This window comes from Olleya sp. NP1-10 (assembly GCF_055804415.1).
The window spans coordinates 3,527,819-3,543,391 of the sequence record NZ_CM147840.1 but is presented as its reverse complement, the minus strand read 5'-3'; the positions used below and the strand labels follow the sequence as shown (position 1 = coordinate 3,543,391).

General features: G+C 31.0%; 20 protein-coding genes. 9 read left to right on the top strand and 11 right to left on the bottom strand.

Features of this window, described 5'->3' with window-relative positions:
- Positions 1-65 precede the first annotated feature (65 nt).
- From AC0L4B_RS16725 to AC0L4B_RS16710, 4 genes are all read right to left on the bottom strand, one after another.
- The gene (locus AC0L4B_RS16725) at positions 66-1,349 is read right to left on the bottom strand and encodes a hypothetical protein (RefSeq protein WP_473437911.1); all 1,284 of its coding nucleotides are present in this window, start codon (positions 1,347-1,349) and stop codon (positions 66-68) included.
- Positions 1,336-1,908: a PspC domain-containing protein gene (locus AC0L4B_RS16720; protein ID WP_473437910.1), complete on the bottom strand. Its 573-nt coding sequence runs from the start codon at positions 1,906-1,908 to the stop codon at positions 1,336-1,338. The genes AC0L4B_RS16725 and AC0L4B_RS16720 overlap by 14 nt, the downstream gene beginning before the upstream one ends.
- Positions 1,905-2,246, bottom strand: a complete 342-nt coding sequence (locus AC0L4B_RS16715; RefSeq protein WP_028290483.1) for a PadR family transcriptional regulator — start codon at positions 2,244-2,246, stop codon at positions 1,905-1,907. Before AC0L4B_RS16715 ends, AC0L4B_RS16720 begins: the two co-directional genes overlap by 4 nt.
- Positions 2,247-2,404: 158 nt before the next feature.
- Complete coding sequence (locus tag AC0L4B_RS16710) at positions 2,405-2,851, bottom strand: DUF4870 domain-containing protein (protein WP_473437909.1); 447 nt, start codon at positions 2,849-2,851, stop codon at positions 2,405-2,407.
- A gap of 145 nt (positions 2,852-2,996) precedes the next feature.
- Between AC0L4B_RS16710 and AC0L4B_RS16705 the strand changes: the two genes are divergently transcribed.
- From AC0L4B_RS16705 to AC0L4B_RS16675, 7 genes are all read left to right on the top strand, one after another.
- Positions 2,997-3,452: a DUF4442 domain-containing protein gene (locus tag AC0L4B_RS16705; protein ID WP_473437908.1), complete on the top strand. Its 456-nt coding sequence runs from the start codon at positions 2,997-2,999 to the stop codon at positions 3,450-3,452.
- A gap of 60 nt (positions 3,453-3,512) precedes the next feature.
- Positions 3,513-4,343, top strand: coding sequence for a TIGR00266 family protein (locus AC0L4B_RS16700; RefSeq protein WP_473437907.1), 831 nt, complete (start codon positions 3,513-3,515; stop codon positions 4,341-4,343).
- Positions 4,344-4,490: 147 nt separating this feature from the next.
- Positions 4,491-4,688 carry a hypothetical protein gene (locus AC0L4B_RS16695; protein ID WP_028290479.1) on the top strand — a complete coding sequence of 66 codons (198 nt, stop codon included), beginning with the start codon at positions 4,491-4,493 and terminating at the stop codon, positions 4,686-4,688.
- 137 nt (positions 4,689-4,825) lie between these two features.
- Positions 4,826-5,179 carry a hypothetical protein gene (locus AC0L4B_RS16690; protein ID WP_473437906.1) on the top strand — a complete coding sequence of 118 codons (354 nt, stop codon included), beginning with the start codon at positions 4,826-4,828 and terminating at the stop codon, positions 5,177-5,179.
- Between the two features lie 65 nt (positions 5,180-5,244).
- Positions 5,245-6,048 (top strand): MbnP family protein, encoded by an 804-nt coding sequence (locus AC0L4B_RS16685; RefSeq protein WP_473437905.1) that lies wholly within the window; start codon positions 5,245-5,247, stop codon positions 6,046-6,048.
- Between the two features lie 133 nt (positions 6,049-6,181).
- The gene (locus AC0L4B_RS16680; protein WP_473437904.1) at positions 6,182-7,150 is read left to right on the top strand and encodes a cytochrome-c peroxidase; all 969 of its coding nucleotides are present in this window, start codon (positions 6,182-6,184) and stop codon (positions 7,148-7,150) included.
- Positions 7,128-8,114, top strand: a complete 987-nt coding sequence (locus tag AC0L4B_RS16675) for a transporter family protein (protein WP_473437903.1) — start codon at positions 7,128-7,130, stop codon at positions 8,112-8,114. Before AC0L4B_RS16680 ends, AC0L4B_RS16675 begins: the two co-directional genes overlap by 23 nt.
- A gap of 55 nt (positions 8,115-8,169) precedes the next feature.
- Here AC0L4B_RS16675 and AC0L4B_RS16670 read toward each other — a convergent pair whose 3' ends face one another.
- Positions 8,170-9,111 carry a LysR substrate-binding domain-containing protein gene (locus tag AC0L4B_RS16670; protein WP_473437902.1) on the bottom strand — a complete coding sequence of 314 codons (942 nt, stop codon included), beginning with the start codon at positions 9,109-9,111 and terminating at the stop codon, positions 8,170-8,172.
- A gap of 104 nt (positions 9,112-9,215) precedes the next feature.
- Here AC0L4B_RS16670 and AC0L4B_RS16665 point away from each other — a divergent pair, with 104 nt between their 5' ends.
- On the top strand, positions 9,216-9,695 hold the full coding sequence (locus AC0L4B_RS16665; protein WP_473437901.1) for a Dps family protein: 480 nt from the start codon (positions 9,216-9,218) through the stop codon (positions 9,693-9,695).
- A 64-nt stretch (positions 9,696-9,759) separates the two neighbouring features.
- Here the strand turns inward: AC0L4B_RS16665 and AC0L4B_RS16660 are convergent, their stop codons facing one another.
- On the bottom strand, positions 9,760-10,218 hold the full coding sequence (locus AC0L4B_RS16660; RefSeq protein WP_473437900.1) for a DUF2141 domain-containing protein: 459 nt from the start codon (positions 10,216-10,218) through the stop codon (positions 9,760-9,762).
- Between the two features lie 333 nt (positions 10,219-10,551).
- Here AC0L4B_RS16660 and AC0L4B_RS16655 point away from each other — a divergent pair, with 333 nt between their 5' ends.
- A complete protein-coding gene (locus AC0L4B_RS16655) occupies positions 10,552-11,154 on the top strand; it encodes a trimeric intracellular cation channel family protein (protein WP_473437899.1) in 603 nt (200 codons plus the stop codon).
- A 16-nt stretch (positions 11,155-11,170) separates the two neighbouring features.
- On the opposite strand, the gene AC0L4B_RS16650 is transcribed toward AC0L4B_RS16655, so the two are convergent.
- The 5 genes from AC0L4B_RS16650 to AC0L4B_RS16630 form a co-directional block, all read right to left on the bottom strand.
- Complete coding sequence (locus tag AC0L4B_RS16650; RefSeq protein ID WP_473437898.1) at positions 11,171-11,695, bottom strand: hypothetical protein; 525 nt, start codon at positions 11,693-11,695, stop codon at positions 11,171-11,173.
- Positions 11,696-11,699: 4 nt separating this feature from the next.
- Complete coding sequence (locus AC0L4B_RS16645; protein WP_473437897.1) at positions 11,700-12,611, bottom strand: helix-turn-helix domain-containing protein; 912 nt, start codon at positions 12,609-12,611, stop codon at positions 11,700-11,702.
- Between the two features lie 67 nt (positions 12,612-12,678).
- Positions 12,679-13,290, bottom strand: coding sequence for an SRPBCC family protein (locus AC0L4B_RS16640; RefSeq protein WP_473437896.1), 612 nt, complete (start codon positions 13,288-13,290; stop codon positions 12,679-12,681).
- Positions 13,291-13,321: 31 nt separating this feature from the next.
- Positions 13,322-14,272 (bottom strand): SDR family oxidoreductase, encoded by a 951-nt coding sequence (locus AC0L4B_RS16635; protein ID WP_473437895.1) that lies wholly within the window; start codon positions 14,270-14,272, stop codon positions 13,322-13,324.
- A 150-nt stretch (positions 14,273-14,422) separates the two neighbouring features.
- Complete coding sequence (locus tag AC0L4B_RS16630) at positions 14,423-15,541, bottom strand: transglutaminase domain-containing protein (RefSeq protein WP_473437894.1); 1,119 nt, start codon at positions 15,539-15,541, stop codon at positions 14,423-14,425.
- Positions 15,542-15,573: the final 32 nt, after the last annotated feature.

Below are 15,573 nucleotides of genomic sequence, written 5' to 3'. Positions count from 1 at the left end.
AGGGTATTTACTATGTACTCGATTACAGTAATCATAATGTTTGGTTTTTGATTGATGATTGATTATTAGTCTTTTGGTGTGATGTTAATTCCGTTTTTATTGTCAATAGTTACATTAATATTTTCGGTACTAGCTTCAGTCCCTTCGCTTTCAATTATAGGTTCTGTGTTTTTAGGTTTTTCAATGTCATTGCTGTTATTTTTATTTATTAGTGGTTTAGTATTGATTTGTTGTTCATTTACATCACTATTTTGGTTATCACAATCTAGACATATTAATTTAGAGCGTTTAACTAACAAATAGTGTTCTTCCATCTCGTTATTTAAAATATCATTGTAATAATGCGTATTATTTCTGTGGTAATTATATGTGCTTTCGTCTGCATATAAAATTGTTCCTTCAGGTAAAAATAATGTTAGTTCAATTTCTTGATCTCTTGATATTGCATCGTTAGGGACTGTAAAATGATTATTTAAAACCAAATTATTGTTAGTTAATCTGTAGTCATACTGTATGTTTTTTGCTCTGTCTTTTGCAACGTTATAATTTGTACCTCTAGCCGATTTATCCACTCTTAGTTTAGCAACGCTGTCTTTAGTAGATTTTACGATTAGTCTGATGCCTTGCGAGAAAATTATTGGATTGCCATTATCATCATGTGCCTTTTGTAAGCCATAATCACGTCTAAAACGATCTGCAAAACTATCGTTATAATTCATGCTAACTACTAAAGTGTCATTAGCTTTAATTGAAGTAAAAGGCGTTGTTTTAACTACTGCAGCTTCTTCTTTATAGCTTAGGCCTTGTCTAGCGCTAATTACAGCTAAGGCAATTACAGCTAATATCCAAAATCCAATTAGGCTATATTTGGCAACATTACCCATTGGTTTTAGGTTGTTTACCAAGATTTTTAATCCTAAGTAAATAAAAAAGATAATTGGAATAACGCTAACAATAAATATTAATACCGGAAACATCCAAAAAGGTCCAGCTTCAGTGTTATATCCATTTACAAAATTAGTATCAAAAAATCTTAAGTCGGCTTCAAAGAAGGTTCCGAAAATTAAACCAACTAAAAGCGCTATAATTCCTGCGACACAAGATACAACCAGAGCGACACCAATAAATTTAGAAAACACTTTAAATACAGATGAAAATACTTGACCTAAACTTCCGAAAAAGGATTTACTACTAGATTTTATTTTATTGGTATCTATGCGTTTAACCGAGTCTGATATACTATCTGAGGCTTGGTCAAAACCTTCTTTAAACTTATCTGCATGTTTCTGAAAGTCTATGTTTTTTACGTTTTCAGAAACGCTGTCAAATCCGTCTCTAATTTTTTTCAATGTTTGTAATCGTGACTTCTTCTCCTGTCATGGTTATCTTGTCAGAAGTAGAAGTTGCTTCAGGAATAAATATCCATAATAAGATGTATAAAAACACACCTGTTCCAGCTCCAAAAATTAGTAATACCCAAATTAATCTGATCCAAACAACATCAATGTTAAAGTAGTAAGATAATCCAGAGGCTACACCACCAACATAACTATTGTCTGTATCTCTAAATAATTTTTTAGAGTTACTGTTAGATGATTTTGATCTAGAGGTTTTGGTTTTAGGTTCGTCTTCAAATATTTCGTCATCAACAAGGTAATCTTCAGGTTGTCCCATAATGGTAATAACCTGGTCTACTTCTTTGTTTCCAATAACTTGACGATCTGTTTTCATACGTTCAGAAAACAATTCAGCTATTCTAATTTCTATATCAGCAATAATTTCAGAACGCCCTTGAGAGTCAGTAAATGAACGTTTTATAGCCTCAAGATAGCGCTGTAATTTTAAGTATGCATCTTCATCTATATGAAAAAATATACCTGCTAAATTTATGTTGACTGTTTTATTCATTTTTTAGTTGATTTAATTGATGTTACTATATTAACTGCATTTTGTAATTCGTCCCAAGTCGTGGTTAATTCTTTTAAAAAAAGTTGACCTGTTTCTGTTAATCCATAATATTTACGTGGTGGTCCAGAAGTGGACTCTTCCCAACGATAGCTTAGTAATCCTGCATTTTTAAGTCGTGTTAGTAAAGGATATATTGTGCCTTCAACAACCAGCAGTTTGGCGTCTTTTAATGTGCCTAAAATTTCGGCAACATAAGCGTCTTCGTCTTTTAATACAGACAAAATACAGTATTCAAGAACACCTTTACGCATTTGTGCTTTAGTATTTTCTATTTTCATAAGTCTTTTCTAATGTTTGTTACAAGTCTTATGCATTTTGCATCATAGACATCAGTATATAATAATAAAGTATGTGATGATGTAGCTGTCATAATTGTGTAATTGATTTCATAATTAACTGTTCGTTTTTTGATGATTTGATTGATTGATGATGATGGTTATTTGATAAAATCAATGGTAAAAGGATACTTATAGTCCTCACCATCTCTAGCCTTTAAACTAGCATTGATAATAAATACAATTTCTAATATAAACCCTAATATAGCAAGTAGTGTAAATGTACCGCAGATATAAAATAATGGCGACGGACTGTTTATTTTAATGCTAATGTCACTAAAATAATTAAAGTCTAAAATGTCTAAATGATTAAACAAGCTAAAAGCAAAAAAAGGAATGCATAATGTACCAATTATTAATACATATAATAAAATACTAAACTGAAAATTAATAGCTTGTTTACCATGTGTATCTACAAAATCAGACTTTTCTTTATTAGTTATCCATAAAACTAAAGGCGCTATAATGTTTCCAAACGGAAATATAAACCTAGCAAAGGTGGATAAGTGTATAAAAGTAGCAATGTTTTTGTGGTGATTAGTTACCATGATTTAAAAGTATATAATAGTTTCTTATGCAAATATATATCTTTAAAAAGGTATTATGCAATACAAAGTACTAAAAATTAACATTTTTTTAACATATTGGTAATTCAATTATTTTCAATAATTTAGCTGAAAAATATTTAATATAATGAAGATGACTCCTAGTAAACTCAATACTTTTACAATGTTTAAGTTACCATCTGCTTTCTTGTGTGGTGTACGTACTAAAGTATTAAACGAAGCACAATGTGTAACAACTGTAAAACATAGATGGATTAATCAAAACCCATTTAAATCCATGTTTTGGGCTGTTCAAGGTATGGCTGCCGAGTTTTCAACTGGAGCTATGATGATCATGAAAATTAAAAATTCTGGTAAAAAAGTATCCATGCTTGTTACTACCAATAATGCTACATTTACAAAAAAAGCTACAGGTAAAATTACATTTGTTTGTAATGATGGAGCAAAAGTAGATGCAGCTTTAGCTGAAGCAATAAAAACAGGAGAAGGTCAAGCCTTTTGGATGCAGTCTATAGGTACCAATGAAGATGGAGTAGTCGTTTCTACTTTTAATTTTGAATGGTCTATAAAAGTAAAAAACTAATAGATTTTGTAACAAAACAGAATCCTTTGCAACATATAAATAAATTAAACCCTTAATAATATGTATCAAAAAGACCAAATACCAAACAATAAATTAAATGCACACGAGATTGATTTTGAAATCTTTGGTGAAGAAATGCAATATGTAGAAATCGAATTAGATCCTGAAGAAGGTGTTATAGCTGAAGCAGGTAGCTTTATGATGATGGACGATGGCATTAAAATGGAAACTATATTTGGTGATGGTTCTCAAAAAGACACAGGTTTTTTAGGAAAAGTTTTTGGTGCAGGAAAACGTCTTTTAACAGGAGAGAGTCTTTTTATGACTGCTTTTTACAACAACCTTACCGGAAAACGCAAGGTTAGTTTTGCTTCTCCATATCCTGGAAAAATTGTAGCAATCGATTTGTTAGAATATAATGGTAAATTTATATGTCAAAAAGATGCTTTTTTATGTGCAGCTAAAGGTGTAAGTGTAGGTGTCGAATTTAGTAAAAAGCTTGGTCGTGGATTATTTGGAGGAGAAGGTTTTATCATGCAAAAATTAGAAGGTGATGGATTAACATTTGTACATGCAGGAGGAACTTTAGCTAGAAAAGTTTTAAAACCAGGTGAAACTTTAAGGGTAGATACAGGATGTATTGTTGGATTTACACAAGATGTAAATTATGATATAGAGTTTGTTGGTGGTATAAAAAACACTGTTTTTGGAGGCGAAGGTTTGTTTTTTGCCAAGCTTGAGGGTCCAGGTGTTGTTTATATACAATCTTTACCTTTTAGTAGGTTGGCTGGACGTGTTTTACAAAGTGTGCCAAGTGGAGGTAAAAGTAAGGGTGAAGGTAGTATTTTAGGAGGTTTAGGAGATTTGTTAGATGGTGATAATAGGTTCTAATTTTACTGTTTTAACTTTGTTTTAACTGTTAAAATTTGTAGCCAGTAAGTTTTGAATAATATTTTTTCATTACCTTTAATCGAAACTTTTAAACTGTTTGCCTATAGTATAACACTACTTTAATTTAACCAAATCCAATAATTAATTATGGCAAGAGCAATGTTTGAGTACACTAAAACTGTACTACAAAAGGTTAGTTTTGACACCACGTTGTTTTGCAAAGAAGTACAAAAAGCCCTAGAACGCCTTTTACCATATGAGGTAGAAGAACTTAAAGTTTATATACAGTCTTTAGTACAGCAAAACCCAAAACTAGACCAGTGTTTAATTTATTTAAACCCTTAAAAAAATAAAATTTAAAAAAAGCGACCAAATAGGTCGCTTTTTTTGTGTTAATGCACAAGATTAATTAAAAAAAGACGTCTTAATAATGTAACTTTGCCAAAATTTTATTTTTTCTGAAAAAGCTATTTACAATATTATTGTTTTTATCATTTGCTATACGTCCAATGTATTATGTTGGGTATGTGGCTTATTTTCAGTTAAACATAGATTACATTGTAGATACTTATTGCGTTAATAAAGAAAAACCAAAATTAGCCTGTAATGGTAAGTGTCATTTAGCTAAACAACTTCAATCTGCAACTGCAGATAGCATAAATTCTGAAGGAATAACTTCTTTAGCTGAGTCTTTTTTTCCAGTATTTTATGCAACTTATAATTATGATCAACAACAAGTATTTTCAACAGACTCAGACAATCGTGTAACTATAGCTTATAAACAGAGTTATTCTTTTGACTTTGATTATGATCATTTTAAACCTCCAATTGCTTAATTTTTATTTTCGGCTTAAGCCAAATATGGCTTAATAACTTACTATTTAAAATAAAAATTATACAAATGAAATTATTAAAATACACATTTGCACTATTAGCATGTGCAGTAATAACAGCATGTTCATCTGACGATGACGCAACATCAACTGAAGACTTATCAGGACAAACAGGATCATTAACATTAAAATATGATAATGGAGTAGGAGATCAAGATTTTTTATTCTCTACGTCTTACAATAAATCAAATTCAGAATCTTTTAAATTAGATAATGTAAAATACATTATTAGTAATGTAAGATTTACAGATAGCAATGGAGATGTATTTATGTATCCTGCTGAAGATAACGTATTTATTGTTGATGAGGAAGATGGTAATAATGCAGGAGAAATTTACATCACTTTAGATAATGTAGATGCAGCAGATTACGTATCTGTAACTTTTGGTGTAGGTATAGATCAAGAACGTTTTGCTCTAGGAGCAGAAGGACAAGGAGACTTTTTAGACTTAGCAGACGAAAAAGGTATGATGTGGAGTTGGGCTACTGGTTATAAGTTTATTAGATTAGACGGAACTTACACAACCAGTACTGTTATTGATGAGCCATTAAACATACACATGGGAAGTGTAGGTACCTCTTTAGATAATTATAAAGAAGTAACTTTAGATTTTCCTAATACTGTTTTGGTAAGAACAGATAAATCTCCAGAAGTACACATAAAAGCAGATATTGCTAAGGTGTTTGATGGTACTGTATCAGTAAATTTTGCAGATGGATATAATCAAGTGCATACCGACGAGCTTACTACAGGTATTATTGCAACAAATATCTCTTCAATGTTTGAAGTACACCACGTACACAACGATTAAAACTAATAATAATACACCATTATAAATTTTATAATGGTGTATTAAATTTTATTAAAATGAAAAAAGTAAGCCTTTTAATTTTAGGGTTGGTTACTTTTTTTCCTGTTCTGATAACTCATCACAAGAAAAGTATGTGCCAATACCTTTACAAATGGAATTGCCGACTAATTTTCCGGACTTAGCCTACAATTTAGATAATAATCCAATCACAGATGCTGGATTTGAGTTAGGTAAAACCTTATTTTACGATGGTAAACTATCATCAAATGGAGCAATACCTTGTGCTTTTTGTCATGAGCAAGCATTTGCATTTACACATCATGGACACACATTAAGTCATGGTGTAAATGGAGCTGTTGGTTTAAGAAACGCACAACCCATTCAAAACTTAGCCTATCAAACCTCGTTTATGTGGGATGGAGCCTCTACACATCTAGATTTACAGCCAATAATACCGTTAACTAGTGAGGTAGAAATGAATGAGACATTAAGTAATGTTATCAGTAAATTACAAGCCGATAGTTATTATCAAGAACAATTTGGGATAGCCTTTGATGATGGTGAAGTTAATTCTGAAAACATGCTAAAAGCATTATCTCAGTTTATGTTAATGATGGTATCTTCTAATTCAAAATACGATAAATATGTAAGAGAAGAAGATGGTGTAACATTAACCACAACAGAATTAGATGGACTTAATACCTTCCAGAATAAATGTAGCACTTGTCATGCAACAGATTTGTTTACAGATCAAACCTTTAGAAATAACGGTTTACCTGTAAACCCTCAATTAGACGATAAAGGACGTTACAACGTGTTAGAAAATCCTGATGACTTATATAAGTTTAGAGTCCCAAGTTTACGTAACGTTGAGGTGTCTTATCCATACATGCATGATGGACGTTTCTCTACATTAGACGCTGTTTTAAATTTTTATGATACAAATGCAGTAGATAATGGTAACGTAGATCCAGAGTTATTAAGACCTGACGGAACTTACGGAATAACATTATCAGATTACGAAAAAGAAAGCTTAATAGCCTTTTTAAAAACATTAACCGATACTCAATTTTTAGAAGATGAACGTTTTGCCGAATTTTAAACAAATACTATTAATTGTGCTGTTATTAGGTTTCGCTAAAGCGGAAGCACATAGCTTGAAAACACCTTGTTCTACACATCAACCATTACAAGTGTTGTGTGATCTTTGTGGATGTTCTACCAGTAGCGGAAGCTTTGGCTTTGGAACGCTAAGCAACGCTAACTTTGTTGGTGTACGCTATATTTATCAAAATTTTGAATCAAGAAATGGAATTTTTGAAGATTCGCCATTAAGTAAAGAAACCTTCAATACGTATCAAGTTTGGGCTCAAATACCAATTAACGATTCGTTTTATGTTACCGCTAGTTTACCTTATCAGGATCTTACTAGAGATTTTAACAATGTAAAAGAAAACTTAAACGGAATTGGAGATGCTAACATTATTGGTTGGTATAAACATGTGTTTTATAAAAAAGAAGACGAAACTGTTATTAATTTTTCAGGCGAAAAAATAGCTTCAGGACACAGTTTACAGTTTGGTTTAGGTGTTAAGCTACCAACAGGCGAGTTTGAACAACGTTTAACAGATAATATTAATCCTGGTTTTCAAGTTGGAACAGGAAGTGTAGATGGTATATTTTCGGTTGGATATAATTACGGTAGTGATACCTTTGGTGTCAATACTTTATTAAGTTATTATCTAAAAGGAGAAAACAAAAATGATTACCAATTTGGAGATCAGTTTAGTTATGCAGTTAACTTTTTTACTGCTATACCTAAAGAAAAAATGAATATTATGCCATTTGTTGGATTATCAGGAGATCGATATGATAATATTACACAATATGGAGAAACCTTAAAAGACACTGATGGAAGCATCCTAAATGCGTCTATTGGTACAGAGTTGGCTATCGAAAAATTTATTTTTGGAGCCAGTTATACGTTACCAGTCAGTCAAGATTTATTTGGAGATAATGTGCAGTCCAAACAACGATTGTCTTTATATGTTAATTTTGCATTATAGCAATAATAAAAAAACGCGACCAAATGGTCGCGTTTTTTTATTACATAAAGTCATTCTATTTTTTAGAAATAGGACTTATAATTTGTACGTTTTGAAACGCAATAGCACCTCTAATAACTCCAGAGATTACATCTTGTAAAGCTTCAATGATTTGCATTTTAAGTTCGCTTTTATGATAAATTAGACTGACTTCTCTAGCAGGAGAAGGCTCAGTAAAATAATGTAAGTTTGCTTTAGATTTTTCATGTATATCTAAGGTGTGTAAATAAGGTAGTAATGTCATACCTAAACCTTCATTAGATAATTTAATTAATGTTTCAATGCTTCCGCTTTCTAACTGAAACTTATCATCTGTATGGTTTTTAAATGCTTTACATAGGTTAATAACACCTTCTCTAAAACAGTGACCATCTTCAAGCAACAGCATATCGTCTATGTCTAAATCGGTAATGTTTAAACTTTTTTTGTCTCTTAATCTATGATTATTGGGTACGTAAGCTACAAATGGTTCAAAATACAAAACACGTTCTTTAATCGTTTCATTTTCTAAAGGTGTTGCAGCAATTGCAGCATCTAAATGCCCATCATTAATACGTGCAATAATTTCTTCAGTAGTTAATTCTTCAATTTTAAGTTTAACTTTTGGGTATTTTTTCACAAAGTTGTTTAGAAACATTGGTAAAAGAGTAGGCATAATTGTTGGAATGATACCTAATTTGAATTCGCCACCAATAAATCCTTTTTCTTGATCTACAATATCTTGTATTCTATAAGATTCGTTTACAATATTTCTGGCTTGCGTCACTATTTTTTTTCCAACTTCGGTTAACTCGATTGGTTTTTTACTTCTATCAAAAATTAAAATATCTAATTGATCTTCTAGTTTTTGAATTTGCATGCTTAATGTTGGTTGTGTTACAAAACATTTTTGAGCAGCTTTAGTAAAATTTTGGTGTTCGGCTACAGCCAAAACATATGATAATTGAGTAATCGTCATGGATATAAATTTAGGTTATAAAAATATAACATCTATCAATAAAACTTATTGAATATCTTGATTATTTAATCGTAAATTTGAATAACAATCAAAACACAAATATTATGACTTTAAATACACTAGGATTAGATACCCAAAAGACCAAAGAATTAGCAGGACAATTAAACCAATTATTGGCTAATTTTCAGATTTATTATCAAAATTTAAGAGGAATCCACTGGAATATTAAAGGGAAAAACTTTTTTGATTTACATGTGAAATTTGAAGAGCTTTACAATGACGCTAACATGAAAGTTGACGAAATTGCAGAACGTGTTTTAACTTTAGGCGAAACCCCTTTACATACATTTGATGATTATGTTAAGCTAGCAAAAGTGCCTGTAGGACACAATATATCTGTAGATGACAATGCTGTAGCTTTAATTGTGACCTCTTTAACTGAGTTATTAAAATTAGAACGTGACATTTTGAATGCAGCTGGAGACGCTAATGACGAAGGTACAAGCTCTATGATGAGTGACTTTATCTCTGAACAAGAAAAAACTGTTTGGATGATGAATGCTTGGTTAGGTAAAAGTTTATAACATATATAATTTAGTAATATAAAAAAAGAGCAACTATTGTTGCTCTTTTTTTATTTAATGAGGTTTAGAATCTAACCTTAAAATCTAAATCTTGGTTAGCGACCTCAAACTTTGCGTCACTAAATTGTGGTGGTCCATAACTTAATGGATTATTGGTCATTCCGTAGTTTTCTAAAGGCATACCGTTTTTAAAATCCATGCGGTTATTTTTGTTTTCATCATGTAATACTAAAACTGCATAATTACCAGGTTTTACGTTTTTAAAAGTTACAGTCGCTATATTGTTTTCAATTTTAGTTGAGGTGCTTTGTATGCCTTGGGTTTTCATCCAAGTTTGATTATTATGTAATCCAAATGTAACTTGTCCAGAATTGTTTTTAACATTGTTAACTGTTACTGTTATGGTTTGTCCAGTTTCAGCGTTTTGCTCAGTTTGACCAATTGTTGTCAGGCTAAATGCAAAAAATAATATAACGTTTAAGATTATTGTTTTTGTTTGGTTAAATGTTGTTGATGTTTTCATGATGTGTTGTTTTAATTGGTTAACACTTCAAAATTGCAACATTTACTAAGTGTTTAATAAAACAACTTACTGAACTGTTATTTTATAGATCTCAATTGTATTTTTAGTGTAAAAAGATGATTTCTACACCTCTGTTTTTTTTGTAATGTTACTTCTGTGTTAGTTTTGTCAATAGGAAACTTAAAATAAACATTAAAACGATTAAGTTAAGATGCTTTTTTTGAGTGTTTAAGGTGCGATTGTTGTGTTTTTTAGACTGAAAATATTATGGATAAAACCAAGCTTTAAATTTTTAGTTTACATTATAAAATCTAATTTTACCTTTTTTAAAATATGTTTTATATACTTGATATTTTAGGGACTGTTGCTTTTGCTATTTCGGGTGTTTTGGTAGCATTAAACAAACGTATGGATGCTTTTGGAATATTTATTATTGCCTTTGTAACAGCAGTTGGAGGTGGTACTTTAAGAGATGTTTTAATTGGCGAAACTCCGGTAAGTTGGATGAAGGATATGACCTTTATTTACGTAGTGATTTTATCTACCATATTTGCTGTGGTTTTTAGAACTAAAATTGACTATCTAAGAACCTCTTTGTTATTGTTTGATACTATAGGTATTGGTTTGTACACTGTTGTTGGTGTAGAAAAAGGGATTTCGGCAGAATTACATCCAATAATCTGTGTGTTTTTAGGTACTATGAGTGCTTGTTTTGGAGGTGTTATAAGAGATATTTTATGTAATGAGATTCCTGTTATTTTTAGAAAAGAAGTCTATGCAACTGCATGTATCTTAGGAGGTGCAACATACTTTTTAGTTATAAAATTACCTATAGCCTCTAATTTTGTATTTATTATTGCAGGAGCTGTTGTTATTACTGTTAGACTGATAGCTATAAGATTTAAGATTAGTTTACCTAATTTGTATAAGGATTAATTAGGTTGATATAAACCTACTTCACTACATGTATAGCCTGTTGTTTACTTACTATTAGTAATTGTTTATTGTAGGAGTCTATTCTTGCATATGCGGTACCATCGATTAACAAAATGACAATTAGCATTGCTATGGTTGTCACACTTATTGCACGCCAAGTTGGACTACTTAGACACATGATTAGTAATGCAGCTACAATAATGATTATAGGAATGGCTTTAAAGACTACTGTTTGGTATTCTTTTAAAGTACTTTCAGTACGTTCAATCTCTGATTTTACAAAAGCTGAAGCATTTGTATTGTAGGCAGTTTCAAATGCTGAAATTCTTGATTTGTTTGTAAAAAACAAACCTAACCCAATGACTGTTAATAAAAGTCCTGCTACTAGTGTAGGTATAATGTATGCTTTTGCTATATCTGTTTTTCCTAATTGCCAAAAGCCGATACTTGCAGCTAAAAACATAAGCCCAAATATTACAAAAAATGGTGTTGAAAAAAGTTCGGCTTTAGCCCAATCTGTTGCTGTTTTTAAAATATCCATACTATTAATTCATTTTATATAATTCTCGGTATTCTGTAGGACTAATACCTTCTTTCTTTTTAAATAATCTAGAAAAATACTGAGGATACTCGAAGCCTAATTCATAAGCCACTTCAGAGATGCTTTTGTTAGGTTTTAATAAAATATTCTTAGCTTGATCTATTAAATATAACTGCAAATGTTCGGTTGTCGTTTTACCAGTTTCAATTTTAAGTGTATCACTTAAATAGCGTTTAGATACTGACATTTTAGTTGCTATCTTTTCTATACTAGGTATACCGTTTTCATGTAAAAGTCCTGATTCGAAATAGTCAGTTAGTTGCTTGTTAAATTGTTCTAATAAGCTATTGGATAGTTCTTTTCTGTTTAAAAACTGTCTTTCGTAAAACCGATTAGCATATTTTAAAAGTGTACTTAATTGCGAAATAATGATGTCCTTACTAAATTCATCTTGATTGTTTTGGTATTCTATTTCAATGTTTTCAACTAAAGCTTCAATTTGTCTTTCTTCTTTAGGAGACAGGTGTAATGCTTCATTAGCTGAGTAAGTGAAGAATCCATATTTTTTTATTTGATGCGCTAACTCTGTTCCTTTTAGAAAATCTTCGTGTAAATTAATAGAAAAGCCTTTTTGTTCAAATACGACACTATTATCCCATTGTAGCACTTGTTTTGGGGCTATAAAAATTAAAGCTCCATTTGTGAAATCGTATTTAGTGCGTCCATAATTAAGATTTCCTTTCACGAATTTTTTTAAACTAATAGAATAACAATCTGTAGTGATAGGAGGAGAGCTTTCTCTGGGACAAGGTAAAAAACCGTCACCTTTGGATGTGAATATGCTAAGCATAGGATGCTCTGGACTAGGAAGTTCTAGATATTCTAAATAAGAGGATAGTGTTTTAAAGTGTTTCATGTTTAATGGTGTATTACTTTTAAAATACTTAAGTTGTCGTTTAAAATTACTAATTTTTAATCAACTATTACTTTTGTTTTGTAGCACCTAAATTAATAACAATATTAGCAGGACCTTCTGGAAACCATGTTTTTATTAAAAAGTTAGGAATAGACCCAATTGGTATGTAATCTGCATTGTAAGTAATTTTAGTTGTTGATTCATCAATCTTTTCGAACTCGTAGATTACTTTATAGGTTTTCATTCTTTCAACCTTCTTCGTTTTGTAATCACTGCTTGAAGCTGTTGCTATAAATTTAAGTTTGTTATCTTCTTTATAACGGTTGATTTGAATGACTAAATCACTATCAGAAAGTGGCCAAGGCGCATTAAAATAATAATAGGCTAGCCATTGGTTGTCAGATGTTTTTTCTATTTGTTTAGTAATGGGTGTTCTTTCTAGAAATAGTTTATGATTATCTGTATTAGAAAAATAGGTATCTAATATATCTAAAGTTGTGTTTGCAGTCGTTTGTGCTATGTAATAAAAATGAGTCCCTTCATCATCCTTTACTAATTCATATTTTACTGTGGTTTTTCCGTCTTTTAAGGTTTTTTCTGTCCAATTTCTGTTTTGAGAAAAAGCATTACTAGCCATTAACAAAACGACCACTATGCTTAGGTGTTTAATATATTTCATGATAATATGTTTTAGGTTACTTAATTAATGGTTATAACTTCCAGTTAAAGTTTACTGCTTGTTCTGACACTTCCCAAAGCTTTTCCATTACAGTTTTATCTTTGGCATGAGGTTGTAGTTTACATTCTCCAACAGGTCCAGTCCAGTAATTTCTTCCTGTAGGTCCATAATATCCCTTTTGATCAAGGTCTGGTTCTGTTGCACACATTAATTGTGGATAAGCGCCTCTTTCTGCAGATTGTACCATTGGTGATAACTTCATTATTTGCCAAATAAACCTAGTCATTAGGCTACCACTAGTTTTAATTAAAGCGGTTCTGGAAGCACCAGGATGACAAGCATACACTTTTACGTTTGTTTTACCAGCCTTTTTAAGTTTATCTTGTAGTTGATACACAGACATGATTTGAGCTAATTTACTTTGACTGTAAACCGTGTTAGGGTTATAGTCTTTATTCCAATTCATGTCATTAAATTTGATGGTTTTAATTCCCATTTTATAACCTTCGCTACCTACAGTAACGATACGTCCATTTGATTTTTCAATACGAGGAAAAAGTAAGCCTTGTAATAAAAAATTACCATAATGGTTTACCCCTAATTGACTTTCAAAACCATCAACAGTAAGGGTTTGTTTAGGGACTTGTGCAATTGCAGCATTACAGATTAATGCATCAATATGAGGTATGGTTTGATTAACTACTGCAGCTGCTTTTTTTACAGATGCTAGCTCAGCCAAATCCAAATGGATATTTGAGACGTCTATAGTATTACCAAGTTCTTGTTTTAATGTATCAATAGTGTTTTGGGCTTTTTTATTATTACGGTTAAGCATTACAACTTTAGCGCCTTTTGATAATAATATTTTAGCAGCTTCAAAACCTGTACCACTTGTGGTACCTGTTATTACATACGTTTTACCTTTTAAATTATTAAGTCTATCTGGTGTCCATCCCTTTTTTCCAAATTGATTATTTTCCATTGTGTTTATCTTTTAAAATTATAATACAAAGGTCGTTTGGAGATGGAAAAAGCACTTACACAGATTTTCTAAACTTGTATACTTTTTTGTTTTGCGGTCTCTTTTTTACTTAAAAATGTGTGTCAAGTGCTGTTTTATAAACTGTTTGGTTTATTTGCTAACTGGTTTAGCATAAAAGTCTTGTATTGCGTTGGTGTATAAACAATAGTCTACAGTCATTTTCCAAAAGTCTATTTTTGTAAGATTTTGTGCTCCAAGTGGGACTAGCATTATAGATTTTTTTCCATTTATTGTATAGCTATCGTTTTCAGAATAACTATTATTTAAAGTTGTGTCTAAATAAAATAAGTAGTCGTATACAAAGGCTACATAATTTCTTTTTGTAACGACTTCTTTTCCTAGGCTTTCTAAAACCAAATCCTGATAGCTGTTATTTATTGCATTTTGAAACTGGACAGCATTTAAAGGTGTACCGTTTAAGGTTGGCATCACATTAAACTGTCCATCAATAAAAGCCCATTTATTACTGTCTTTTAAATATACTTCGGTTACAACATGTCCAGGAGATCCTTTTCTATTTGCAGCATCTTCGGTTTTTAAATATACTGTTCTAGCTTTGTAACCATTAGCGTTTAATTGGTCTTTAAGCACTATAGCGTATGCAAAACAAGGAAATTCTCCTCCATCTTTAGCTTCGTTTAAAATAGAAATAGCATCCTGTCCTTTAGGTGTATTATTACCATTATGTTTCCAGCGACTATTGGTCCAATTTAAAGCTTTTAAAACAGTTTGTTTGTCAGACTTATTTTTGTTTATAAAATCAAGTGGATATTCATTTTTTAAAGCTTTTAAGTAACTGTTAGAGTCCGCACTATAATTAATTGTAATATTGGATTGTTTTTTATTATCATGCGTAATCTGGTTAGCCTTAAATGGTACACCTTTAACAATGGTATGAGCATATAAACTATCATTTAATACGACATAAAAACTTTTAGTAGTATTGGGTTTGATGTTAAATGATATACTATCTATGTCCGTTTTAAATGTAAACTCTTGATTTTGTTTATAGCAAATAATAGGTAAGGTATCATTTGCAACCTGAGGTGCAATTCCCCATCTGCCAAAGCTCCAAGTGTCTTCTATTTTATAATCTATATTTTGTTTAGTTGCTTTGACTATGGGTAAACCGTTATGGGTTTGTTGTTGGTTGTCTTTACAGGCATTAAACAATAACGCTATTAGCAATACTTTTAAAACTTTTTTCATTGGTAGACTATTTAAATTAATTGTTTAAAGGT